The 21,864-nt window shown below is 64.6% G+C and carries 18 protein-coding genes; 8 read left to right on the forward strand and 10 right to left on the reverse strand.

The window, feature by feature from the left end; all coding sequences use genetic code 11:
* The first annotated feature begins 265 nt into the window (after positions 1-265).
* Together P9875_RS27105 and P9875_RS27110 are read left to right on the forward strand one after the other, a co-directional pair.
* Entirely contained in the window at positions 266-1,102 is an 837-nt protein-coding gene (locus tag P9875_RS27105; protein WP_278317123.1) for a universal stress protein, read from the forward strand.
* 69 nt (positions 1,103-1,171) lie between these two features.
* Positions 1,172-2,038, forward strand: a complete 867-nt coding sequence (locus P9875_RS27110) for a hypothetical protein (protein WP_278317124.1) — start codon at positions 1,172-1,174, stop codon at positions 2,036-2,038.
* Positions 2,039-2,089: 51 nt separating this feature from the next.
* On the opposite strand, the gene P9875_RS27115 is transcribed toward P9875_RS27110, so the two are convergent.
* From P9875_RS27115 to P9875_RS27125, 3 genes are all read right to left on the reverse strand, one after another.
* Positions 2,090-4,408 carry an NADP-dependent malic enzyme gene (locus P9875_RS27115; RefSeq protein ID WP_035822433.1) on the reverse strand — a complete coding sequence of 773 codons (2,319 nt, stop codon included), beginning with the start codon at positions 4,406-4,408 and terminating at the stop codon, positions 2,090-2,092.
* Between the two features lie 185 nt (positions 4,409-4,593).
* Entirely contained in the window at positions 4,594-4,962 is a 369-nt protein-coding gene (locus tag P9875_RS27120; RefSeq protein WP_278317125.1) for a hypothetical protein, read from the reverse strand.
* 33 nt (positions 4,963-4,995) lie between these two features.
* Entirely contained in the window at positions 4,996-6,198 is a 1,203-nt protein-coding gene (locus tag P9875_RS27125; protein WP_278317126.1) for an MFS transporter, read from the reverse strand.
* A gap of 121 nt (positions 6,199-6,319) precedes the next feature.
* On the opposite strand from P9875_RS27125, the gene P9875_RS27130 reads away from it, so the two are divergent.
* Positions 6,320-6,841 carry a MarR family winged helix-turn-helix transcriptional regulator gene (locus tag P9875_RS27130; protein ID WP_278317127.1) on the forward strand — a complete coding sequence of 174 codons (522 nt, stop codon included), beginning with the start codon at positions 6,320-6,322 and terminating at the stop codon, positions 6,839-6,841.
* Here P9875_RS27130 and P9875_RS27135 read toward each other — a convergent pair.
* The gene (locus P9875_RS27135) at positions 6,838-7,443 is read right to left on the reverse strand and encodes a hypothetical protein (RefSeq protein WP_278317128.1); all 606 of its coding nucleotides are present in this window, start codon (positions 7,441-7,443) and stop codon (positions 6,838-6,840) included. The two genes, P9875_RS27130 and P9875_RS27135, sit on opposite strands and share 4 nt — an antisense overlap.
* 89 nt (positions 7,444-7,532) lie before the next feature.
* Here P9875_RS27135 and thiL point away from each other — a divergent pair, with 89 nt between their 5' ends.
* Positions 7,533-8,513 carry a thiamine-phosphate kinase gene (gene thiL / locus P9875_RS27140; RefSeq protein ID WP_278317129.1) on the forward strand — a complete coding sequence of 327 codons (981 nt, stop codon included), beginning with the start codon at positions 7,533-7,535 and terminating at the stop codon, positions 8,511-8,513.
* 1 nt (position 8,514) lies between these two features.
* Here the strand turns inward: thiL and P9875_RS27145 are convergent, their stop codons facing one another.
* Genes P9875_RS27145 through P9875_RS27155 form a run of 3 tightly spaced genes read right to left on the reverse strand, consistent with a single transcriptional unit; the run spans position 8,515 to position 13,736 of the window.
* Positions 8,515-11,091, reverse strand: a complete 2,577-nt coding sequence (locus P9875_RS27145) for an EAL domain-containing protein (protein ID WP_278317130.1) — start codon at positions 11,089-11,091, stop codon at positions 8,515-8,517.
* The gene (locus tag P9875_RS27150; protein ID WP_278317131.1) at positions 11,088-13,118 is read right to left on the reverse strand and encodes an ATP-binding protein; all 2,031 of its coding nucleotides are present in this window, start codon (positions 13,116-13,118) and stop codon (positions 11,088-11,090) included. Before P9875_RS27150 ends, P9875_RS27145 begins: the two co-directional genes overlap by 4 nt.
* A complete protein-coding gene (locus tag P9875_RS27155; protein WP_158301069.1) occupies positions 13,119-13,736 on the reverse strand; it encodes a YfiR family protein in 618 nt (205 codons plus the stop codon).
* A 224-nt stretch (positions 13,737-13,960) separates the two neighbouring features.
* On the opposite strand from P9875_RS27155, the gene P9875_RS27160 reads away from it, so the two are divergent.
* Positions 13,961-14,443 carry a CinA family protein gene (locus P9875_RS27160; protein WP_278317132.1) on the forward strand — a complete coding sequence of 161 codons (483 nt, stop codon included), beginning with the start codon at positions 13,961-13,963 and terminating at the stop codon, positions 14,441-14,443.
* Here P9875_RS27160 and P9875_RS27165 read toward each other — a convergent pair.
* Positions 14,433-16,205 (reverse strand): GGDEF domain-containing protein, encoded by a 1,773-nt coding sequence (locus P9875_RS27165; protein WP_278317133.1) that lies wholly within the window; start codon positions 16,203-16,205, stop codon positions 14,433-14,435. The genes P9875_RS27160 and P9875_RS27165 overlap by 11 nt on opposite strands.
* Before the next feature lie 191 nt (positions 16,206-16,396).
* On the opposite strand from P9875_RS27165, the gene P9875_RS27170 reads away from it, so the two are divergent.
* The 3 genes from P9875_RS27170 to P9875_RS27180 all read left to right on the forward strand — a co-directional run bounded on the left by P9875_RS27170 (position 16,397) and on the right by P9875_RS27180 (position 20,377).
* Positions 16,397-17,125, forward strand: coding sequence for a hypothetical protein (locus P9875_RS27170; protein WP_099401722.1), 729 nt, complete (start codon positions 16,397-16,399; stop codon positions 17,123-17,125).
* Positions 17,126-17,467: a hypothetical protein gene (locus P9875_RS27175; protein WP_278317134.1), complete on the forward strand. Its 342-nt coding sequence runs from the start codon at positions 17,126-17,128 to the stop codon at positions 17,465-17,467.
* A gap of 90 nt (positions 17,468-17,557) precedes the next feature.
* On the forward strand, positions 17,558-20,377 hold the full coding sequence (locus tag P9875_RS27180; RefSeq protein WP_278317135.1) for a M16 family metallopeptidase: 2,820 nt from the start codon (positions 17,558-17,560) through the stop codon (positions 20,375-20,377).
* Between the two features lie 5 nt (positions 20,378-20,382).
* Here the strand turns inward: P9875_RS27180 and P9875_RS27185 are convergent, their stop codons facing one another.
* Positions 20,383-20,784 (reverse strand): DUF2809 domain-containing protein, encoded by a 402-nt coding sequence (locus P9875_RS27185; protein WP_278317136.1) that lies wholly within the window; start codon positions 20,782-20,784, stop codon positions 20,383-20,385.
* An 89-nt stretch (positions 20,785-20,873) separates the two neighbouring features.
* Positions 20,874-21,779: a LysR family transcriptional regulator gene (locus P9875_RS27190; RefSeq protein ID WP_278317137.1), complete on the reverse strand. Its 906-nt coding sequence runs from the start codon at positions 21,777-21,779 to the stop codon at positions 20,874-20,876.
* Positions 21,780-21,864: the final 85 nt, after the last annotated feature.

Here is a 21,864-nt window from a genome sequence, read left to right on the forward strand (position 1 = left end):
TGCCGGACAGATGGCGCCGGCGCCGATGCAGACCACTGGAAGAGCAAGGAGTTCAATGCCATTATGGCTGGCTGCGGGCCAGGCATTTTGACGCGCATCAAACAGCTCGCAATTTCCTGGCTGTGGCCTTGCAGATGGCCACGGCCCGTATTTTTTTGACCCATATCAAGCCCAGCATAAGAAAAACGTCCGCCAGCACGGCAATGCTGGACTTGCCCCTGTTGCCGTTCTAGCCTTGTTGCCATCCTGACTAGCGAATGACACCATGGCCTATAAATCCATCCTCGTCCACGCCGACCTGTCGCGCCATGCGCCGCAGCGCATCGCCATCGCGGCGCGGCTGGCGCACGCGCACCAGGCGCACCTGATCGGCGCGGCCATGACGGGCCTGTCGCGCTTTTACGTGGAAAACAACCGCGGCATGCGCGGCGGCGCCGTGGCGGCGCAGATTTCAGCCCTGCACGGGCAGGCGGAACAGGCGCTGGCCCAGTTTGAAACGCTGGCGCGCCAGGCCGGCGCCGCCTCGCTGGAACGGCGCCTGATCGAAGACGATGAAGATGGCGGCATGGCCGTCAGCGCCCGCTACAGCGACCTGACGGTGCTCAGCCAGCACGACGACAGCGAAGCCCTGCCCGGCGCCATGAGCGACCTGGTGCCCTACGTGATGCTGAACGCGGCCCGTCCCGTGCTGATCGTGCCGCGCAGCGGCCAGTTCGCGCAAGTGGACAACACCGTCGTGGTGGCCTGGGATGGCAGCATGGAAGCGACGCGCGCCATCGGCCACGCCTTGCCCCTCTTGCGCGCGGCGCGCCTGGTGGTGCTGGCCCTGCTGCACCCGCCGGCCGGCCACGCGCAGCCGGCGCGCCACCCGGGCGCCGACATCGCCGCCTACCTGAGCCGCCATGGCGTGCCCGTCGAAGTGCGTTCGGCCACCACCACGGGCGACATCGGCGCGGCGCTGCTGGCCATGACCGCCGAAGTGCATGCGGACTTGCTGGTAATGGGCGGCTACGGCCACGCGCGCTTCCGCGAAATGTTACTCGGCGGCGTGACGGAAACGATCTTGCGCCAAATGACGGTACCGGTGCTGATGGCGCATTGACGTCAAGCGCGCCATGTTTATTTGCTAAATAGCTATAATTGCCTGATTACTTACCTCAAGGCAATGTACATGAAGCAACAACTGCTTAACTGGAGTAGCACCCTGGCGCCGTTCGGCAGCGACCTGCTGTGGACAGTCCTGCCGTGGATGCTGCTGTATGGCGTGATCGGCTTTGTGCTGGCGCTCGGCATCTGCTACCAGCTGGCCAGAAAATGCCTGCTGGTGCGCCGTCCGCCCGCCTGGCATGTGGCCGCCAAGCTCAGCTATGTGTTGATCCTCATCGCGCTGCCGCTCCTCGGTGGCGGGTTTGGCGCCGTACACAGCGTGCACCGCGTCGTCAACCAGGCCCTTGAGCGCGACCTGCAGCCGGTGGTCGAAGCGCAGATGCCGGCGCTGCGCGTCTACCTGGAACAGCAGGTCAAGCTGATCGCCCCGGGCCAGGCTATCAGCATGCGCAGCCTGATCGAACCCTTCGTGCAAGACATGTATTACCGGCCGACATCCGGCAGTTACTGGGAACGCAGCAAGGCGCGCTGGATCAATGAATTCATCTTGCGTCGCGGCAGCGTGCTGCTGACGCAGGTGCTGCAGGAACAGCTGATCGCCAGGGCAACTGTGCTGGGCGAAGCGCTCAAGGGCGCCGGTTTCCGTGGCCAGGCGACGGGCGACCTGGCCAGTCTGGGCACCGACCTGGCAGTGCGCCTGACCACCGATGTGGCGCGCCAGGCCGATTTCAGCAAACTCGACAAATCAGTGCCGATGATTTTCATCGACGCCGTCAAACGCCAGGCCGGCGCCTATTTCAATTCGCTCAAGATCACGCTGGGCCTGCTCGCGCTGGCCGCGCTGCTGCTGGTGTGGGGCGAGATCATGTTGTACCGCCACTATTACCTGCGCCGCCATCCGGCCACGGCCCTGCCCGTGCCACCCATGTAAAAAAGCCGCGCCTCCTTGCGGATGGCGCGGCTTTTCATGTGCAGCTAGCGCTTAGGCTTTGCGCTGTGCCACGGCGTCGACCACGCACAGCGCCGTCATGTTGACGATGCGGCGCACGGTGGCCGATGGCGTCAGAATGTGCACGGGTTTGGCGCAGCCGAGCAGGATCGGGCCCACGGCGATGCCGTTGCCGGCCGCCGTTTTCACCAGGTTGTAGGCGATGTTGGCCGATTCGATGTTCGGCATGACGAGCAGGTTGGCGTCGTTCTTCAGTGCCGAATTGGGCATCAGTTTTTGACGCAGCTTGCTGTCGAGGGCCGTATCGCCGTGCATTTCGCCGTCGATTTCCAGGTCCGGCGCACGTTCCTTGACGATGGCCAGGGCGGCGCGCATCTTTTGCGCCGAGGCGCTGTCGCTGGAACCGAAGTTCGAGTGCGACAGCAGGGCCGCGCGCGGCGACAAACCAAAGCGGGTCATCTCTTCGGCGGCCATGATGGTGATCTCGGCCAGCTGCTCGGCGTCCGGGTTTTCATTGACGTGCGTGTCGACCATCACCAGCTGACGCTCCGGCATGATCAGCACGTTCATGGCGGCATACACGTTGCTGCCGGCGCGCTTACCCAGCACCTGGTCGATGTATTTCAGGTGCAGCTGGGTGGTGCCGAAGGTGCCGCAGATCATGCCGTCGGCGTCGCCCTTATGGATCATCATCGAACCGATCAGGGTGTGGCGGCGGCGCATTTCCAGCTTCGCGTATTCCTCGGTGACGCCCTTGCGGCTCGTCATCGCATAATACGTGTTCCAGTAATCGCGATAGCGCTCGTCGAAGTCCGGGTTGATGACGTCGAAGTCGACGCCTTGCTTCAGGCGCAGGCCGAACTTCTGGATGCGCGCTTCGAGCACCGGTGGACGGCCGACCAGGATAGGACGCGCCAGTTTTTCATCGACCACCACTTGCACGGCGCGCAGCACGCGCTCTTCTTCGCCTTCGGCGTAGACGATGCGTTTGAGTTCGGCCGGCGTGGATTTGGCCATCAGGAACAGCGGCTTCATGAAGGTGCCGCTGCGGTAGACGAATTGCTGCAGGCTGTCCGCGTACGCTTGCAAGTCCTTGATCGGACGCGTGGCGACGCCGGAATCCTCGGCCGCCTTGGCCACGGCTGGCGCGATCTTGATCAGCAAGCGCGGGTCGAACGGCATCGGGATCAGGTATTCAGGACCGAACGACAGGTTGCTGATGCCATACGTGGTGGCCACGATGTCCGACTGCTCGGCATGCGCCAGGTCGGCGATCGCGTGCACCACGGCGATTTCCATTTCGCGCGTGATCGTCGTCGCGCCGCAATCGAGGGCACCGCGGAAGATGTACGGGAAGCACAGCACGTTGTTGACCTGGTTCGGATAGTCCGAACGGCCCGTGGCGATGATGGCATCGCTGCGCACGGCCTTGACTTCTTCCGGCAGGATTTCCGGATTCGGATTGGCCAGCGCCAGGATCAAGGGGTTCGGCGCCATCTTGCGCACCATGTCTTGCTTGAGCACGCCGCCGGCGGAAACGCCGAGGAAAATGTCGGCGTCCGGGATGATCTCGGCCAGGGTGCGCAGCGGCGTGTCTTGCGCGAAGCGTTCCTTGTCCGGATCCATCAGTTCCGTGCGGCCCTTGTAGACGACGCCGGCCAGGTCGGTGACATAGATATTTTTCAGCGGGAAGCCCAGGTCGACGATCAGGTCCAGGCAGGCCAGCGCCGCGGCGCCCGCGCCCGACACGACCAGCTTGCAGTCTTCGATTTTCTTGCCGACGGCTTTCAGGCCGTTCAGGATGGCCGCGCCGACGATGATGGCGGTGCCGTGCTGGTCGTCATGGAAGACGGGAATCTTCATGCGGTCGCGCAGCTGGCGCTCGATGTAGAAGCACTCGGGCGCCTTGATGTCTTCCAGGTTCACGCCGCCGAAGGTCGGTTCCAGCGAAGCGATGATGTCGACCAGTTTGTCGGGATCCATCTCGTTGATTTCGATGTCGAAGACGTCGATGCCGGCGAATTTCTTGAACAGCACGCCCTTGCCTTCCATCACCGGCTTGGCGGCCAGCGGACCGATGTTGCCCAGTCCCAGCACGGCCGTGCCGTTGGTGATGACGGCCACCAGATTGCCGCGCGCCGTATATTTATAAGCATTCGCCGGATCGATGACGATTTCTTCGCACGGTGCCGCCACGCCTGGCGAGTAGGCCAGTGCCAGGTCGCGCTGGTTGGTCAGTTGTTTGGTCGGCGTCACGCTGATTTTGCCGGGGCGCGGGCACTCGTGATACTCGAGTGCGGCCAAGCGCAATTGTTGACGCAATTCTTCTTTTTTATCAGATGACGAATCCATGCTGTGCTGCCTTCCTGTTTGGTCGATCGGGTGTTCCGGATTTTATCAGACCGATTCTTTCAATTAGCTAGGTATTTTCCGCTAGCCACAGTCTGATATCACGAAAACGCATAACCTAGCATTGTAAGGCCGTCCGGCGACACAAACGTCCTGAACAGGAAAAACTATCAAATTTTATATTTCAATTAGTTTTGTGATGGATCATCGGAGGCGCGCCACAGCGGCAGCGCGGCGACGGCGCGCTCGATATCGTCCATGTCGTCCGCGCCCAAGGTGTCGTCGAAGGGCGCGGACAAAATGCGGCGCATCAGCGCCAGACGCGTCGTCGCTTGCTGCGCATCGATGAAGCGCGTCGTTTCCGCGCAATACCGCGCGCGCCGCTCGGCATCGGCGCCGTCATCGTCGCCATCGGGATAATAATGGCGGCCGATGTGATGCAGCGACTGCAGCAGGAATTCGATCTCGCGCAGGATGCGCAGCGCATCCTCGCCGGACAGCACGATGCGGCGGTTGGCGGGCAGCAGGGATGGCGGCGTGGCGGGATGGTCAGCCATGGCGGATCTTTCTATCAAGGACAAGCCGACAGCCTACGCGATTTTTGCCGCTGGCGACGCCAACCGCGCACCGGGCGCGAAGCGCACGGCGATCAGCAGCAACAGCACCACGCCGCCCGCCATCACCATCCACGCCTGGGCCAGGCTGGACGAATGCTGGCGGATCAGGCCGGCAATGAACGGCATGCTGCTGGCGATGATGTAGCCGCCGCCCTGCACAAAACCGAGCAGCGCGCCGGCGCCGGCCGGGTCACGCACGTGGTCCATGCTGACGATCAGCGACAGGGGGAACAGCGAACCGATGCCGCAGCCCAGCAATATCACAGCAGGAATGGCCAGTTGCACGGGCGCCACGATCAGGCAAGCCAGGCCGGTCAGCACGGACAACAATACGGACAATAACAGGATGCGGCGGTCGGGGAAGCGGTGGATGACGCTGGAAATCACCAGTCCCGCCAGCACTTCCACCAGGGTCAAGGCGCCGAGCAGCAAGCCGCTGTCGGCCGCGCTCCAGCCCAGCTCCGTATAAAACGGCGGCAGCCAGGCCAGCACCAAGGTGTAGGCGCCCGTGCCGATGCCGAAAAACACCATCAGCAGCCAGGCGCGTGGGCTGCCCACGGGCAGGCTGGCGCCCGCGCCGCCGGACACCTCCACGCGCGCGGCCGATGCGCGGCGCCACAGCAGCGCGGCGGCCACGGCGGGCAGCGCCCACAGGGCCAGCAGCGCCTGCCAGCCCAGCGATTGCGCCAACGGTGAAGCGGACGCGGCGGCAATGGCCGCGCCGCCCATGATGCCCGTTGTATAAAAGCCCATCAGCTGGCCGGCCCGCTCGGGAAAATGGCGCTTGATGAAGGCCGGTAGCAGCGCCTGCACCAGCGCGATGCCCAGGCCGCCCAGGGCCGCCGTGGCGATCAGGCCGCCGCTGCCGTGCAAGGGCCAGCGCAGCGCGCAGGCGGCGGCGATGATGGCGATGCCCAAGCTAATGCCGCGCGCCACGCCGAGCCGGCGCTGCAACTGCGCGCCCGCCAGCGCGCACAAGCCCATGGCGAACACGGGCACCGTGGTCAGCAAGCCCGCGTCAGCATTGCTGAGGCCCGTGCTGGCCTGGATGCTGTCGAGCAAGGGACCGATGGCGGCAAGGATGGGGCGCAGGTTCAGCCCCAGCAAGATGATGGCGGCCACCAGCAAGGCCGAAGACGTTGAAGAAGGGGAAGCGGCAGGGCGTGTGGAAGGCATGGGATAGTCCTTGCCTCGCTGGGAGGCACATGGTTTAATGCGTCATCAAATATGACTCGATGAAAAGTATCTTAACATAAAGATAGAAATCTATCTTGAGGTCGAGATAAATGGATGCCCGATGACAACTACCCCGCAAGAACACACGCGCGCGCAATTTGCCGCCGCACAATGGCAACGCGAGCTGCCGCAGATGGATACGCGCGCCATGCAGCTGGTGGGCCAATTGGGCACGGTGGCGCAGCTGATGGCACGCGACTGGCTCAACCCGCTGTTCGCCGAACACGGCTTGCAACCGGGCGAATTCGACGTGCTGGCGACCTTGCGCCGCTCGGGCGCGCCCTACAGCTTGACGCCGACGGCCCTGTACGAAGCGGCCATGCTGTCCTCGGGCGGCATGACCAACCGCATCGACCGCCTGGAAGCGGCCGGCTGGATCGAACGCCAGAAGCACCCGACGGACCGGCGCGGCGTGCTGGTGGCCCTGACGCAAAAGGGGTTGGAACTGATAGAAAAGCTGGTGCTGCTGCACGTGGAGAACGAGCGCGCCATGCTCTCGGCTTTGAACTCGGAGGAGCAGCGCCAGCTCGACCAGTTGCTGGCCAAGCTGCTGCACGGCATGGCGCAGGCGAAGAAAATTTAGGAAAGCAGGTGCGCCAGCTCGCGCAGCGCCGCATTGCCGCGCCGGGCCAGGCGCTGCAGTTCGGCAGGGTCGCGGCTGTCGTACAGGGCCTGGACATGGCCCACGCTGGCCGCGCGCAAGTCAATATCGCTGTCGCGGTCGGGAAGCTGGGCGTCGGCCACGTGCCCCTCGACCAGGGTCAGATAGTAATGGCGGGGCTTGCCGCGCAAGTTGGCGGCAAACTGCAGCACCAGGCCATTCTCAAACAGCAAGGCGCCGCTGCGTCCGCCCTGTTCCAGCAGCACGCGAAACGCCGGCAAGGGCTGCCGCGCCGCGCGCAGGAAACCGGCCAGGTGCACCTGATAGCCGAGGTCCAGGCCATTCGCGCCCAGCTGGCCGCGCTGCAGATACGCCTTGAACGACGCCTGCACAGACCGCTTGCCCCTGCGGAACAGGCGCTCGTCCTCGTACAGGCACAGCTGGCCGCCGTCGCTGATGGCGTCGAAGCCCCACGCCACCAGTTCCTGCGCCTCGAAGGAGGCCAGGCCGACGGCTTGCGGGTCGCGCAAGCAGCCATGGTCGAGCCAGGATTGCAGCAGGTCGTGAATATCGAGAATGGGCATGGCAGGTTGCTCGGCAGTGGAAAAGACCCGTATTGTAGGCCAGCCTATAATAGCCGGGCCACACCCTCATTCAACGAACTGACCACGCCATGGCCCCACACGACGCGCTTTCCGAATTCGACCTGATCAAACACTATTTCGTGCGCCAGCGCCCCGGCCGCGCCACCCTGGGCATCGGCGACGATTGCGCGCTGATGACGCCCGGCGCCGGCAAGCAGATCGCCATCTCGTCGGACATGCTGGTCGAGAGCCGGCACTTCTTTGCCGGCGCCGACGCCCGCATGCTCGGTCACAAAAGCCTGGCCGTGAATTTGTCCGACCTGGCCGCCATGGGTGCGCGCCCCGTGGCATTCACCTTGGCCCTGGCGCTGCCGCAGGCGGAGCGCGCCTGGCTGGCTGGCTTTGCCGACGGCCTGTTTGCGCTGGCCGACGCGTTTAATTGCGAACTCATCGGCGGCGACACCACCAAGGGTCCTTTGAATATCTGCATCACCGTGTTCGGTGAACTGGCGCCGGGCCAGGCCCTGCGCCGCGGCGCGGCCGTGGTGGGCGACGATATCTGGGTCAGCGGCACCCTGGGCGACGCGCGACTGGCGCTGGCTGGCTACCGCATGGAACAGGAGCTGGCGCCAGCCGACCTGGCCACTGTTGGCGCGCGCATGCACATGCCGACGCCGCGCGTGGCGCTCGGCTGCGCGCTGGCCGAAGCGGGCCTCGCGCATGCGGCCATCGACATTTCGGACGGCCTGGTGGGAGATTTGGGCCACATATTAAAAGCGTCGCAAGTAGGCGCCACCGTCGACGTCGACGCCCTGCCCGCCGGCCCCGTGCTGGCGCGGCAAGACATGCAACTGCGCCGCCGCTACACGGCCGCCGGCGGCGACGATTATGAATTGTGCTTCACGGCGCCCGCCACGTCGCGCGACGCCATCGCCGCGCTGGCGGCCAGCTGCGCCACACCAGTCACGCGCGTGGGCAGCATCGAGGCGCATGCGGGCCTGCGGCTGGTGGATGCAAAGGGGCAGCCGCTGGATCTGGCCTTGAGCTCTTTCGACCACTTCAGCGATTGAGCTAACGCACCGCCACCCGCGCCAGCCCCGGCTGGTTCACCATCCAGTAGTGTTGAAAAGCCAGGCGGATGTTGTCGCGCAGCTGGGTGTCGTCCCACGGTTTCGTATAAAAACGATAGATGGCGCCGCGGTTGATCGAGTCGAGCACGGCTTCGAGACCCGTGTAGCCGGACAGGATGATGCGGATGGTTTCCGGGTACAGCTCTTTTACTTTACTGAGAAATTCCGTGCCGCTCATGCTCGGCATGCGCTGGTCGCAGACGATCACGTGGACCCGGTGCAGGGCCAGCATTTCAAAGCCTTCGGCCGGCGTGCTGGCCGTGAGGATCTGGTAACCCTCGGGACGGAACAGGCGGTGCAATGACGACAGCACGTTGACGTCGTCGTCGACGATGAGCAGCGTTTGCGCCGGCTGCGCGGCCGGGTCGTGGCCGGGCGGCAGGCCGGCGCCGGCGACGATCATCTGTCCCAGTTCCAGCGCCGGCAGGGCGCGGCTGAAATAGAAACCCTGGATTTCGTCGCAGCGGTTGCGCCGCAGGTATTCGAGCTGCGGACGCGATTCCACGCCCTCGGCCACGACGCTCAGTTTCAGGCTGTGCGCCATGCTGACGATGGCCAGCGCGATGGCCGCATCGTTCGGATTGCTGGTGATGTTGCGCACGAAGGCGATGTCGATTTTCAGCTTGTCGATGGGGAAGCGCTGCAGATACGCGAGGCTCGAATAACCGGTGCCGAAATCGTCAATGGCCACCTTCACGCCGATTTTTTTCAGTTTGCCCAGCACGACGATGGTGCGCTCGGCGTTCGACATCAGCGCCGTTTCCGTCAGTTCCAGTTCCAGCAATTCCGGCGCTACATTGTGCTGCGCCAGCGCGCGCGTCACCTCGCCTTCCAGGTCGCCTTCGGCAAACTGGCGGCTCGACACATTCACGGCCACGTGCACGGGTCCCACTTCGCTGTCGCGCCACTCGGCGATCTGGCGGCAGGCGGCCTGGATCACCCAGGCGCCCACGCGCACGATCAGCCCCGTGTCTTCCAGCACCGGCACGAATTCGGCCGGCGCCACCAGGCCGTAGCCGGGACGGCGCCAGCGCAGCAGCGCTTCGACGCCGCTGATGCGGCCCGTGCGCAAATCCACCTTCGGTTGATAGTAGAGGATGAACTGCTCGTGTTCGAGCGCATGGCGCAGCGCCAGTTCCAGGTCCAGGCGCGCCAGCACCTGCACGTTCATGCCGGCCGTGAAAAAGCGGTAGCCGTCGCGTCCCGCCTGCTTGGCGCCGCCCATGGCCGTATTCGCGTATTTGATCAGGGTTTCCGGGTCGGTGGCGTCGTCCGGATACATGGCGATGCCGATGCTGGCCGTCAGGGTGGCCGGATGGCCGCGCAAATCGAATGGCGCGCGCAAGGCTTCGCGCACCTGGTTGGCCACGGCCACGGCTTCCTGCTGGTTGCGGCTCATGGTGAGTATCAACGCGAATTCGTCGTTGCCCAATCGCCCCACCGTGTCGCGCAGGCGCACGCATTCGACCAGGCGGTTGCTGAACTGGCGCAGCAATTCGTCGCCCAGCGCCGCCCCCAGGGTGTCGTTGATGCTTTTAAAACGGTCGAGCGCGATGAACAGCACCACGATGCGCCAGCTTTTCTCTTGCGCCAGTTCGACGGCCTGGGCCAGGGTCTGGTAAAACAGGCTGCGGTTCGGCAGCCCCGTCAAGCCATCGTAATGGGCCAGGTGCTTGAGGCGCTCCTGCGCCTGACGCCGCTCGCTGATGTCGCGCGCCACGGCGATCAGCAGCAGGCCGCCCGTGCCCTGCCCTCCCCCCACGGGCGCCTGCGCATACCAGTGCCAGCCCAGCTCCACGGGGATCAGGCTCAGGTCGCGCCGCACCAGTTCGCATTCCGTCACTTCCGTGGCCAGGTGGGCCGGGCCGCCGGGCATCGCGGCCAGCGGCGGGGCCGGCGGCGACGGCAGCAAGGTGCCAGGGGCCAGCGCCAGCAGTTCGGTGCGCGCATAGCCGAGCAGGCGGCACGCGCCATCGTTGACGTCGACCAGGGTCATGCCCACCACGTCGACGAGGAAGATGGCGTCGGTGGTGGCGTCCATGGCGCCGCGAAAGCGCTGCAGTTCCGCCGTGCGCTGGCCTACCGTGCGTTCGAGCAGGGTGTTGTAGTGGCGCGCGGCGCGGTGCAGCAGCCGCACTTCGAGCATGTTGCGGATGCGCGTGAGCACCTCGAGCGCATCGAACGGTTTACTGATGAAGTCGCGCGCGCCCGCTTCCAGCGCCGCCAGCTTGGCGTCCGGGTCGGCGGCGATCACCAGCACGGGCAAATAGCCTTCCAGTTCCAGCGGGCGCAAGGTATCCATCACCTCGTAGCCGCTCATGCCCGGCATCACCAGGTCGAGGATGATCAGGTCGAACTGGTGGCGCTGGTGCAGGCCGGCCACGGCGTGCGCGTCGAGGGTGCTGGTGATGGCCGTGTAGCCGCCGCTGTGCAGCAAATGCTCGAGCAGGCGCAGATTGACTTCCTGGTCGTCGACGATGAGAATTTTCGCCGCATAGATATCGGCCTGGCTGATCATGGCGCGCCGGTTCCCTTCTGCCGGCGCTGCTGCGCCACGTAGGCCAGGGTGCTGTTGATCGCCTCGGTAAATTCATCGAGGTTGATCGGCTTGGTCAGATAGCGGTAGAAGCCCAGCGCCAGGCTGCGCTCGACGTCGCCCGGCATGGCGTTGGCCGTCAGGGCGATGACGGGAATGTGCGCCGTGCGCGGATCGGCACGCAGCAGTTTCAGCGCGTCCGTGCCATTCACGTGCGGCAGGTTGATGTCCATCAGGATCAGCTGCGGCAAATGTGTACGCGCCATTTCCACGCCCAGGCGACCATCCGTGGCCGTCAGCAGCTGCAATTGCGGGCAGTAGCGCACGATTTCCTCGACCAGGGTCAAGTTGGCGGGATTGTCTTCCACGTACAGCAAGGTCACGGGCGCGCTGTGCTCGAGCAGCGCGCCGGCCAGGTCCGGCCGCGGCAAGGCCAGCGTGGCGGGTGCGGGCAAGGCATCGACCACGCGCAGCTCGATCCAGAAGGTGCTGCCCTCGCCGGGCGCGCTGGAAACGCCGATGCTGCCATCCATCAGCTCCACCAGGCGCTTGGTGACCACCAGGCCGATGCCGCTGCCTTCTTCCGTGCCGCCTTCCTGCCCCAGCCGGTTGAAGGGCTGGAACAGCAGCGCCACCTGTTCGCCGTCGAGGCCCACGCCCGTGTCGCGCACGCTGATGCGCACCCGCCCGCCCGCTTGCGGCACGCAATCGATGGCCACCTGCCCCCGCTCGCGGTTGTACTTGAGCGCATTCGACAGCAGGTTCAACAGGATTTGCTTGAGGCGCGTGCGGTCGGCCAGTACGTTCAGGGGGCAGGCATCGGGGAAGGCCATGCCGATGCCGCGCTGGCTGGCCAGCGGCGCGATCATGTCGCGGCATTCCTGCAAGATGGCGTCCAGGCCCACGGGTTCCAGCGACAGGCTGACGGTGCCCGATTCCACCTTGGCCAGGTCGAGGATTTCATTGATCAATGTCAACAAATGGCGCCCCGATTTCAGGATATGCCCGGCGAACTCCTTCTTTTGCTCCAGGGTCGACGGCAGGCGGTCGGAACTGAGGATTTGCGCGAAGCCCAGGATGGCGTTGAGCGGCGTGCGCAATTCATGGCTCATCGAGGACAAGAAGGCCGACTTGGCATAGTTGGCGCTGCGCGCCTCTTCCATTGCCATGGCCAGTTCGCCATTCGTCATTTCCAGCTGCACCGTGCGCTCGTGCACGCGCACTTCCAGCTCCTGGTTCAGGCGCATGACTTCCTGCTGCGCCTGGGTGCGCTGCTCGCCTTCGCGCGCCAGTTCGCCGTTCGAGCGCTCCAGCGCCTGCGTGCGCAGCTCGATCTCGGCCAGCATCTTGTTGAAGGAATCGACCAGTTGCGCCACTTCGTCGACGCTGAGCTTGCGCGCGCGGCGCGAATAGTCGCCCGTTTCAATCACTTCGCGCGCCACGTCGGCGATATCGAGGATCGGTTGCGTGATGACGAAATCAAGCCGGCGCAGCAGCAGCAAGGCCACCAGCAGCGCCAGTACCGTCACGCCCAGGGCGATGGCCAGGTAGTCGGCCGTGCGGCCGGCCAGCTCGTAGTCGGCGCGCAAATACACGGTGCCCAGCAGTTCGCCATTGTCGACGATGGGCTTGAACAGCTCCACCGAACTGCCGGCGATGTTTTCGCCTTCCTTGCCCACCTTCGCCGGCAGCTCGCCCACACGCTCATTCGCGCGGTAGCTGGCGAACAGGCTGCCATCGGCCTTGTACAGGGCGCCGGCCGTCACGCGCGGGCGGATGCGCATCAGGTTGAGGTTTTCCAGCGCCAGACGCTCGTCGTCGAAGGCCAGCGCGGCCGAACTCATGTGCCCCAGCAGCTCGGCCTGGGTACTGATGTCGGCCACCAGGTTGCGGTGGTAGGCGCGCAAGTCATAGACGACGATGGTGCCCAGCGAAATGACGAGGGCCACCAGGGTCGTCAGCAAGACCACCGACATCAGCTTGTGGCGGATGGAACGCAGTCTGATCATCTAGGCGCCTCCCGTCTGCACGCGGTAGGCGGCCAGCAGCATGCGCGCGCTGATGCGGATATGCGCCTGCGCCACGGGTTTCAAGGCCACGTCGAAGCGGACCTTGTCTTCGGCCATTACAAAATTGATCATGCTGCCCATCGCGTAGACCTCATCCGAATCGGACACCGTCAACAACGCCAGGCCACGGCTGGCGGCCAGCATCTCCTGCAGCGCCGGTTTCTCCAGCGCGCCCAGGTACAGCACGTGCAGCCCGGCCAGCGTTTCGCCACGGCGCACTTTTTTCACCTGCACGGCGCGGCCGTTGACGCTATGCCCGGCCACGCTCTGTTCGAGCTGCTCGGCCAGCGCATCGGCGCCCGCCACGCCGATCACCAGCGGAGATTCGGGCCGGGCAAAGCTGCCGTCGGGCCATTCGACAAAGCCGGCAAACTTGTACAGATACGCGGCCTTGACCTGGCGTTCCAGCTCCCCCGGCACCTGTGCCCGCGCATCGGCGCACAGCACGCCAAGAAGCAGCAATAACCAGCCCAAGCGGAGAGAGCGGCGGCCAGCGCCGCGCGCGGGGCGGCGCAGGGGGCCAGGATGACGCCACCAGGTCCAGTTCAGAATTACCATGACAACCGAGTAAAGATATTGCAATCCGAAGGCGCGGCACCATGCCGCTTGCCTGTTCGAGCGATGCGCACCTGGGTGGCGCAGCGACAGAGCGCCTGCCGGCCCGAAGTGGTAGCAAATGTATAAAAGAGTGTACGCATTTTCGCTGTGACCGGGGAAAGTTTCTTTTACCGTTGACCATGCTACAGTCTTGCCACCATTTTCACCGCATGCAGGAGTCATCCATGAGCAACGAACTCGCCTCTCTCTCCACCGCCGTCGGCCTGGCCTTGCAGGCGAAGGGCTGGCTGCTGGCCACGGCGGAATCGTGCACGGGCGGCGGCGTGGCGCAAGCCGTCACGGATATTTCAGGCTCGAGCGCCTGGTTCGAACGGGGCTTCGTCACCTATTCCAACGGGGCCAAGAGCGGCATGCTGGGCGTGCCCGCCGCGCTGATCGCCGCACACGGCGCCGTCAGCGAGGAAGTGGCCGCTGCCATGGCGCAAGGCACCCTGGCCCACAGCGAAGCCCAGGTGGCCGTCTCGACCACGGGCATCGCCGGCCCCACGGGCGGCGTACCGGGCAAGCCCGTCGGCACCGTCTGTTTCGGCTGGGCCATGGACGGGCGCGTGCAGACGCAGCGGCTGGTGTTTGCGGGCGACCGGCAAGCCGTGCGCGAGCAGGCCGTGGCGCACGCCTTGCGCGAACTGCTGCGCTTTATCCAGTAGCATCGGCGATGCAGGCGCGGTCGCGGCCCGCCTGCTTGGCCGCATACAGGGCGCTGTCGGCGCGCATCAGCAATTCGTGGCGGCCGGCGCCGTGGCGCGGGTATTCCGCGATGCCGGCCGAAAAGGTGCAGCCCGTCAAGCTGTGCGGCGCCTGCTGGATCAGCAACTGGCGGTAGCGCGCGGCGATATCGTCGATCTTGTGCGCCGCGATGAGGCTGTCGGCTTCGCGCAACAGCAGGCAGAATTCCTCGCCGCCATAGCGGCACAGCATGTCGCTGCCGCGCAACTGGCCTTCCACCAGGCGCGCGAACTGGATCAGCACTTCATCGCCAAAGTTGTGTCCGTAGGTATCGTTGACGCGCTTGAAAAAATCCAGGTCGATGATGGCGATGGCCACGGGCGCATCCGCATCGGCCTCGTGCAGGATGGCATTGAGACACGTTTCAAAATGGCGGCGGTTGTACAGGCCCGTCAGGTGGTCGCGCATGGCCTGTTCCTTCAGGCTGTCCTGCAGGGAATTGACGTGCAGTATCTGGTGCGCCAGCTCGCGGTTCAGGTGCTCGAGCTTGGCGTTTTCCGTCTCGCGCGCCGCCTGCAGTTCCAGCGCCTTGTCGCGCTCGGCCTTCAGGCTGTGCATTTCCTTTTCCAGGTTGCGCATCAGGCTGCGCGAGGCGCGCGCCGACTTGCTGCTGGCCTCGTAGGCGGCCTGGTATTGCTGCAAATAGCCATACGCGGCCTGCCATTCTCCCAGCTGGGCATTGATATCGGACAAGCCGCGCAAAATCTGCTGCTGGTGAAACGGATTGCGCGTCCAGCTCAGCAGGCTGTGCGCCTGCGTCAGCGAGGCCAGCGCCTGCGCCGTCTGGCCCGCATGCAAGTCCAGCTTGCCGCGCACCAGCCACGCATGCATCTGCTCTTCCAGGTCCTGGCCCCGGCGCGCATATTCTTCTGCGCGCAACAGCAATTGCAGGGCGCTCTCGGGCTGGCGCAGCAGGATGGCAGCGTGGGCGGCGATGCAGAACAGGAAGGCGCGCACGGCCAGGTCTTCTTCCGGCCACTCGTAAAACGGCTCCACCAGCGCCAGCGCCTCGGCCGGCTTGCCGGTGGCTAATAAACACATGGCCAGGTTGGCCGAGACGATGGTTTGCTGGTATTTGAGTTTTTGCGTGCCGATGATCTCGAGCGCCTCGACCAGCAGGGGAATCGCGTCCTCATCGTTGCCCAGGTCATGCTGCGACGAGGCCAGGTTCGACAGGCTGTTGACCCGGTGCGCGGGGCTGCCGAAACGCTCGGCAATGTCGAGCGCCAGCAAAAAGTTGCGCGGGCCGTCCTGCGTATCGCCACGGTTCAGGGCATCGACGCCCAGGCGCGCGTACAGCATGAATTTGTGCAAGGAATCGGGTATCTGCGCGGCCTGGCTGCGCGCCTGCAGGAAATGCTGCTCGGCATCGGCAAAATCGCCGCGCCGGCTCGCATATGCGCCCTGCAGGGCGGCCACTTCCATGCCCCCTTCCAGGTCGCCGCTGTGCTGGAAATACGCGCCCAGGGCCTCGCACGACGGTTCGGCCTCGCCCGCGTAGTACGCCAGCCAGCAATGATTGAGTTCCGCATACGCGCCGCCGCGCGCATACTGTTGCCGTTGCGCCGCCGCCAGCGCCATCTGCGCCAGCCGGCGCGCCTGGCGGCGGTTGCCGACCAGGCAAGCCAGGGCTTGCTGATTCAGACGGTCAATGTCGGCTTTATCGAGACTGGAGATCGGCACTGCGTCCTCGTTCACACTCTGGGGTGCATTTTTCACACAAAACTTGCTCTGTATCAATGGTATCCTGATTAACATCATAACCAGATTCGCTGTTCCGCATGGCATATTTGCAAAGGATTGTGGTAAAAATGCCAGTCGCCGCTGTCACGGATCTTTGATTGTCACTGACGCAACAACTTGGAGTAGTCGCAATGCAAAACACGGTACATTTCATCCTGCAGGGCAAGGGCGGCATCGGCAAGACCCTCGTCTCGACCCTGCTGGCCCAGTGGATAGGCGGCAAGGACGACACGCCTTTGCGCTGCTATGACACCGACCAGGAAAACGCGACTTTTTCGCGCTACAAGGCGATGCAGGTCAAGCACGTGCCCGTGATGACGGATGCGCGCAACATCGACCCGAAACGCTTCGACGCGCTGATGATCGACATTCTCGACACGGACGGCAACTGCGTGATCGACAATGGCGCCAACACCTTTTCGCCGCTGATGGGCTACCTGCTGGAAAACGACTGTTTCTCGCTGCTGGAAGAATCGGGCCGCAAGGTGTACATCCACACCATCGTCGGCGGCGGCGACACCCTGCACGACACGGCCACGGGCTTTGTCGCCACGGCCCAGTCAACGAAGGTGCCGCTGGTGCTGTGGCAAAACGAACACTTCGGCCTGCTGCAATCGGCGTCCGGCAAGCAATTCGTCGAATCGCAGTCGTACAGCGACAACCGCGCGCGCGTGAAAGGCAGCATCACCTTGAGCCAGCGCAATCCCGACACCTTCGGCGCCGACGTCAAGAAAATGAACACGGCGCGCCTGACGATGCAGGAAGTGCTGCAGAACGACAAGTTCAACATCATGGAAAAGCAGCGCATCAAGGTCGTCTACCGCGACATCTTCGAACAGCTCGACAAGGTGCAGTGGTAGATGGACCGGCACAAACTGCGCAGCCACGTGTTCGACAAGACGGGCATCAAGGTCGATGTCGATGACCCGATATTCGCCCTCGTGGCGCTGAACGAAGCCGTGCTGGCGGAAACCGTCGAGCGCCAGCTGGCCCTGCTCGACGCCGCCACGCAGGCGCTGGCGGCCCAGGCGCGGGCGGCGGGCGGCTTGCCGGCGGCCGCGCCCCAGCCTGCGCCGCAAGCGCCCCTGTCCACCGCTTGGTTTTCTCCGCGCGAATGGCGCTTGCTGGGCGCGGCGGCCATCGTCTCCGTCGCCAGCGCGCTGCTGGTGCTGGGCGGCGCGGCCCTGCTGTATACACTGTAGCACCGACCGTAGCACCGGCCGTAGTAACGTACCGCTGCGCCAGCCACGAGCGAGCCGCAGCGTCTTCTCCACCTATCCCTGGAAGCATGCATGAAACCGATCAAACTGCTGGCCCTCCCCGCCCTGTTGCTGTCGCTGTACGGCGCCCCGCTCACCCTCGCCCACGCCGCCGATGCGGCCGTCACGACGGGCGCGGCGGCCGTGCCGCATATCGCCTACGAAAAATACACCTTGCCGAACGGCCTCGACGTCATTCTCGTGGAAGACCATAAACTGCCCGTCACGGCCGTCAACATCTGGTACCACGTGGGTCCCGCAAATGAAGCGCCGGGCCTGACGGGCTTTGCCCATTTGTTCGAGCACATGATGTTTGCCGCCACCAAGCACGTGCCGCGCGGCATGGCCGACCAGTTGCTCGAAGGCGCGGGCGCCACGGATTCGAACGGCAGCACGGATTTCGACCGCACCAATTATTTCGACACGGTACCGTCGAACCAGCTGGAACTGGCCCTGTGGACGCATTCCGACCGCATGGGCTACCTGCTTGACGTGCTCGACCAGACGGCGCTGACGAACCAGCAGGACGTGGTGCGCAACGAACGCCGCCAGAGCGTGGAAAATGCACCCTACGGCATCGTGCAGGAAGCCCTGTACCACCAGCTGTTTCCCAAGACCCACCCGTATTACGCCAGCGTCATCGGTTCGCACGCGGACATCCAGAACGCCAAACTGGCCGACATCAAGGAATTCTTCAGCAAATACTATGGTCCAAACAACGCCAGCCTCGTGATCGCGGGCGATATCGACAAGGCGAAGACCAAGGAACTGGTCAACAAGTATTTTGGCAGCTTCAAGAGCGGCCCGGCCGTGCCGAAGCCCGATGTCGTGACGCCGCCCATCACGCAAGAACGCCGCATCGTGGTGCAGGACCGGGTCGAATTGCCGCGCGTCTTCATGGCCTGGCTGACGCCGTCCGCCTACACCAAGGATGACGCGGAACTGTCGATGGCCGCGCACATCCTGGCCGGCGGCAAGTCCAGCCGTTTATATAAGTCCCTGGTGTACGACAAGCAGATCGCCCAGGACGTGGGCGCCAGCCAGGGCTCGAACGCCCTCACCTCCATCTTCACCATCGACGCGACGGCGCGCCCGGGCCGCAAGCCCGAGGAAATCGAGCAAGCCCTGCAGGCGGAGCTGGAGCAATTGCGCGCCAAGGGTCCGACCGAGAAGGAACTGGAGCGTGCACGCAACAGCATCGAGACCAACATGCTGAGCCAGGTGGAAAAAATGGGCGGGCGCGGCGTGGCCAACTTGCTCAACGAATACAACCAATACCTGGGTGACCCCGGCTACCTGGTCAAGGATATCGAACGCTACCGCCAGGTGACGGCGGCCGGCGTGCAGCGCGCCGTCGACCAGTACCTGAAGAACCAGTCGCGCGTGGTGGTCTATGGCGTGCCCGGCACGCCGGACCTGGGCGCGGAAGTGCCGACGCCGGCGCCTGGCAAGGTCAAGCCTGCGCCAGGCACGGCCATCAATGCGGACGAGCCATGGCGCAATGCCGTGCCGAAGGCCGGTCCCGCACCGAAGATTGTTTTACCGCAAGGAAAATCGTTCACCCTGGCGAACGGCCTGACCGTGATCCACCACTACAACGGCGCCGTGCCGCTCGTGTCCAGCCAGCTGGTCATCAAGAGCGGCTCGGGGGCCAATCCGCTGGCGCAGCCGGGCTTGTCGAGCTTTACGGCGCAATTGCTGCAGGAAGGCACGGCCACGCGCAGCGCGCCGCAAATCGCCGACGATGTGGCGCAACTGGGCGCCCTGCTGAGTACCGGCTCCGGCACGGATGCCTCGTTCGCCCAGCTGACGTCGCTCAAAGCCACCTTCCCGCAAGCGCTCGACGTGCTGGCCGACGTGGTGCTGCACCCGCAATTCCCGCAAGAAGAAGTGGAGCGCCAGCGCGCCAGCCGCATCGGACAGTTGGCGCAGCAGCGTGAAAACGCGGGCTTTGTCGCGGCCCGCGTGGAAGCGGCGGCCCTGTATGGCCTGCAGCATCCGTATGGCTACATCCAGCTGGGCACGGAAGCGGCGCTGAAAGCGGCCAGCCGCGCCGACCTGCAAGGTTTCTGGCAGCAGCATTATCTGCCCAACAATGCGGCCCTGATCGTCTCGGGCGATATCGGCGAAGCGGAATTGAAGGCGCTGGCTGAAGCGAAGTTCGGCAGCTGGAAGCCAGGCACGGTGGCGCCAGCCGTGGCCGCCGCGCCGCAGACGACGAAGGCAAAGTTGATCCTGGTCGACAAGCCGGGCGCGCCGCAAACGGCCGTGCGCCTGTCCGCTATCGCCGTGCCGCGCGCCACGCCCGACTACGCGCCGCTGCAAGTGATGAATGCGGCGCTGGGCGGCTTGTTTACCAGCCGCCTGAACACCAACTTGCGTGAAGAAAAGGGGTATACGTATGGCGTGCGCTCGCAATTCCAGTACCGCAACCAGCCTGGACCGTTCTCGATTGCCGCCAGCGTGCGCACCGATGTGACGGGCCCGGCAGTGTCGGAAACCGTCAAGGAACTGCGCGCCATGATCGCCAAGCCCTTGAGCAACAAGGAACTGGCGAATGCGCGCAACTCGCAAGTGCTGTCCTTGCCGGGCCAGTTCGACACGAACGCCAGCATCAGCGCCAGCATGGCGAACGCGTACATCTACGGCCTGGGCCTCGACTATTACACGACCTTGCCGCAGCGCTTTGCCAGCGTGACGGACAAGCAGGTGCAGCAGGTGGCGAAAAAATACCTGCAGCCGGAAAAGCTGATCGTCATCGGCGTGGGCGACAAGGCGAAGATCGCCCCGCAATTGAGCAAGCTGAAACTGGCGCCGGTGGAACTGCGCGATGCTGAAGGCAACGTGAAGTAATCGGGCTAGCGGCGCTTGAACAGCGCCGCTTTATCCACCAGCGCCGCGATCGCCACACCGGCCGTGTAGGCGATCAGATCGACCCAGCCGAAGGCAGAGCCCAGCACCAGGTGCCCCAGCGGATGCGCGCGCAGCGCGACGAGCCACGGCGCCTGGACCAGCTGGCCAAATTCCACGGCTAAGCAGATCAGCAGGGACCACGATGCCAGTTGCCAGGTGCGCATGCGCGTGGCGATGATGCCCAGCGCAAAGACGATCATCATGGCCCACAGGGCGTCGCCCGGATACTTGCCGAGCGCGGCGGGGACGAATTGGGGATAGGCGCGCGAGGCCAGGCCCAGCGCGATGACAGCCACGGTTGCGCCCACCTGCAGCAGGCGGCGGCGTTCAGGTTTTACCAGGAACATATTTCCATTCAAAGGCACAATACGGACCGAACCATTGCGGCCCGTCCGATATTGTACTGCGCGGCCGTGTCCGCCTGTAGCCTAATGCATCAGTTCAGCTTGACGTTCTGCGCCAGGAAATCAAGAAAGACGCGCACGCGCAGCGGCACATGTCCGCCTTGGCCCACGAACACGGCATGCACTTCCTCGCTGTCGCCGGGATTGAATGCTTCCAGCACGGCCTGCAAACGGCCGGCCGCGATATCGGCGCGCACCTGGAAGGCGGCCAGGCGCGCCAATCCCAGTCCCACCAGCGCCAATTGCCGCAAGGCTTCGCCATCGCTGGCCTGCGCATTGCCGACGACAGGCACGACGACGTCGCCCTCGGGCAGGTGCAGCGGCCAGCCCGAGCGGGCGCGCGCGTAATTGGCATCAAGCAAGTTGTGCGACGCCAGCTCGGCCGCTGTCTGCGGCGTTCCGCGCCGCGCCAGGTAGGCTGGCGCGGCCACGATGGCCATGCGCGTCTGGCCCAGCTTGCGCGCCAGCAGGCTGGAACTTTTCAATGGCCCCGCCCGCACGGCCACGTCCGTGCGCTGCTCGAGGATATCGACCACTTCATCCGTGAGCACGATGTCGAGCGTCACCTCGGGATAGCGTTCCAGGAACAGGGGCGCCAGCGGCAGCAAAAAATGCTGGCCGAATGGCACGTTCGCATTGACCCGTATTTTGCCGCGCGGCACATCCTGCATGCCGGCGCAGCGCTCGGCCTCGTCCAGCGCCGCCAGCACGTGCCTGCCCCGTTCGTACAGGCCGCAGCCCTCGGCAGTCAGCTGCAGCTGGCGCGTGGAACGGTTCAACAGGCGTGCGCCCAGGCGCTCTTCCAGCCGCGCAACGAGCTTGCTGACGGCCGACGGCGTCATGCCGCAGGCACGCGCGGCGGCGGAAAAGCCGCCCAGCTCGACCACGCGCACAAACACTTCCAGCTCGCCGGAACGGTTCACTTCCAGTCTGGCCATTGTGAATTCAACTCATAAATGTTCTTCGATGAGATAGTCTAGTACATAAATGGCTTTGCTTTCATCATGCGCACATTCCTCTTGA

It is taken from the genome of Janthinobacterium rivuli, assembly GCF_029690045.1.
In the GTDB taxonomy this organism is placed as follows: Bacteria; Pseudomonadota; Gammaproteobacteria; order Burkholderiales; family Burkholderiaceae_D; genus Janthinobacterium; species Janthinobacterium rivuli.

Excerpts from the sequence above, each read along its gene's own strand:
- P9875_RS27105 (WP_278317123.1), top strand. The coding sequence starts at position 266 with ATGGCCTATAAATCCATCCTCGTCCACGCCGACCTGTCGCGCCATGCG.
- P9875_RS27110 (WP_278317124.1), top strand. The coding sequence starts at position 1,172 with ATGAAGCAACAACTGCTTAACTGGAGTAGCACCCTGGCGCCGTTCGGC.
- P9875_RS27115 (WP_035822433.1), bottom strand. The coding sequence starts at position 4,408 with ATGGATTCGTCATCTGATAAAAAAGAAGAATTGCGTCAACAATTGCGC.
- P9875_RS27120 (WP_278317125.1), bottom strand. The coding sequence starts at position 4,962 with ATGGCTGACCATCCCGCCACGCCGCCATCCCTGCTGCCCGCCAACCGC.
- P9875_RS27125 (WP_278317126.1), bottom strand. The coding sequence starts at position 6,198 with ATGCCTTCCACACGCCCTGCCGCTTCCCCTTCTTCAACGTCTTCGGCC.
- P9875_RS27130 (WP_278317127.1), top strand. The coding sequence starts at position 6,320 with ATGACAACTACCCCGCAAGAACACACGCGCGCGCAATTTGCCGCCGCA.
- P9875_RS27135 (WP_278317128.1), bottom strand. The coding sequence starts at position 7,443 with ATGCCCATTCTCGATATTCACGACCTGCTGCAATCCTGGCTCGACCAT.
- thiL (WP_278317129.1), top strand. The coding sequence starts at position 7,533 with ATGGCCCCACACGACGCGCTTTCCGAATTCGACCTGATCAAACACTAT.
- P9875_RS27145 (WP_278317130.1), bottom strand. The coding sequence starts at position 11,091 with ATGATCAGCCAGGCCGATATCTATGCGGCGAAAATTCTCATCGTCGAC.
- P9875_RS27150 (WP_278317131.1), bottom strand. The coding sequence starts at position 13,118 with ATGATCAGACTGCGTTCCATCCGCCACAAGCTGATGTCGGTGGTCTTG.
- P9875_RS27155 (WP_158301069.1), bottom strand. The coding sequence starts at position 13,736 with ATGGTAATTCTGAACTGGACCTGGTGGCGTCATCCTGGCCCCCTGCGC.
- P9875_RS27160 (WP_278317132.1), top strand. The coding sequence starts at position 13,961 with ATGAGCAACGAACTCGCCTCTCTCTCCACCGCCGTCGGCCTGGCCTTG.
- P9875_RS27170 (WP_099401722.1), top strand. The coding sequence starts at position 16,397 with ATGCAAAACACGGTACATTTCATCCTGCAGGGCAAGGGCGGCATCGGC.
- P9875_RS27175 (WP_278317134.1), top strand. The coding sequence starts at position 17,126 with ATGGACCGGCACAAACTGCGCAGCCACGTGTTCGACAAGACGGGCATC.
- P9875_RS27180 (WP_278317135.1), top strand. The coding sequence starts at position 17,558 with ATGAAACCGATCAAACTGCTGGCCCTCCCCGCCCTGTTGCTGTCGCTG.
- P9875_RS27185 (WP_278317136.1), bottom strand. The coding sequence starts at position 20,784 with ATGTTCCTGGTAAAACCTGAACGCCGCCGCCTGCTGCAGGTGGGCGCA.
- P9875_RS27190 (WP_278317137.1), bottom strand. The coding sequence starts at position 21,779 with ATGGCCAGACTGGAAGTGAACCGTTCCGGCGAGCTGGAAGTGTTTGTG.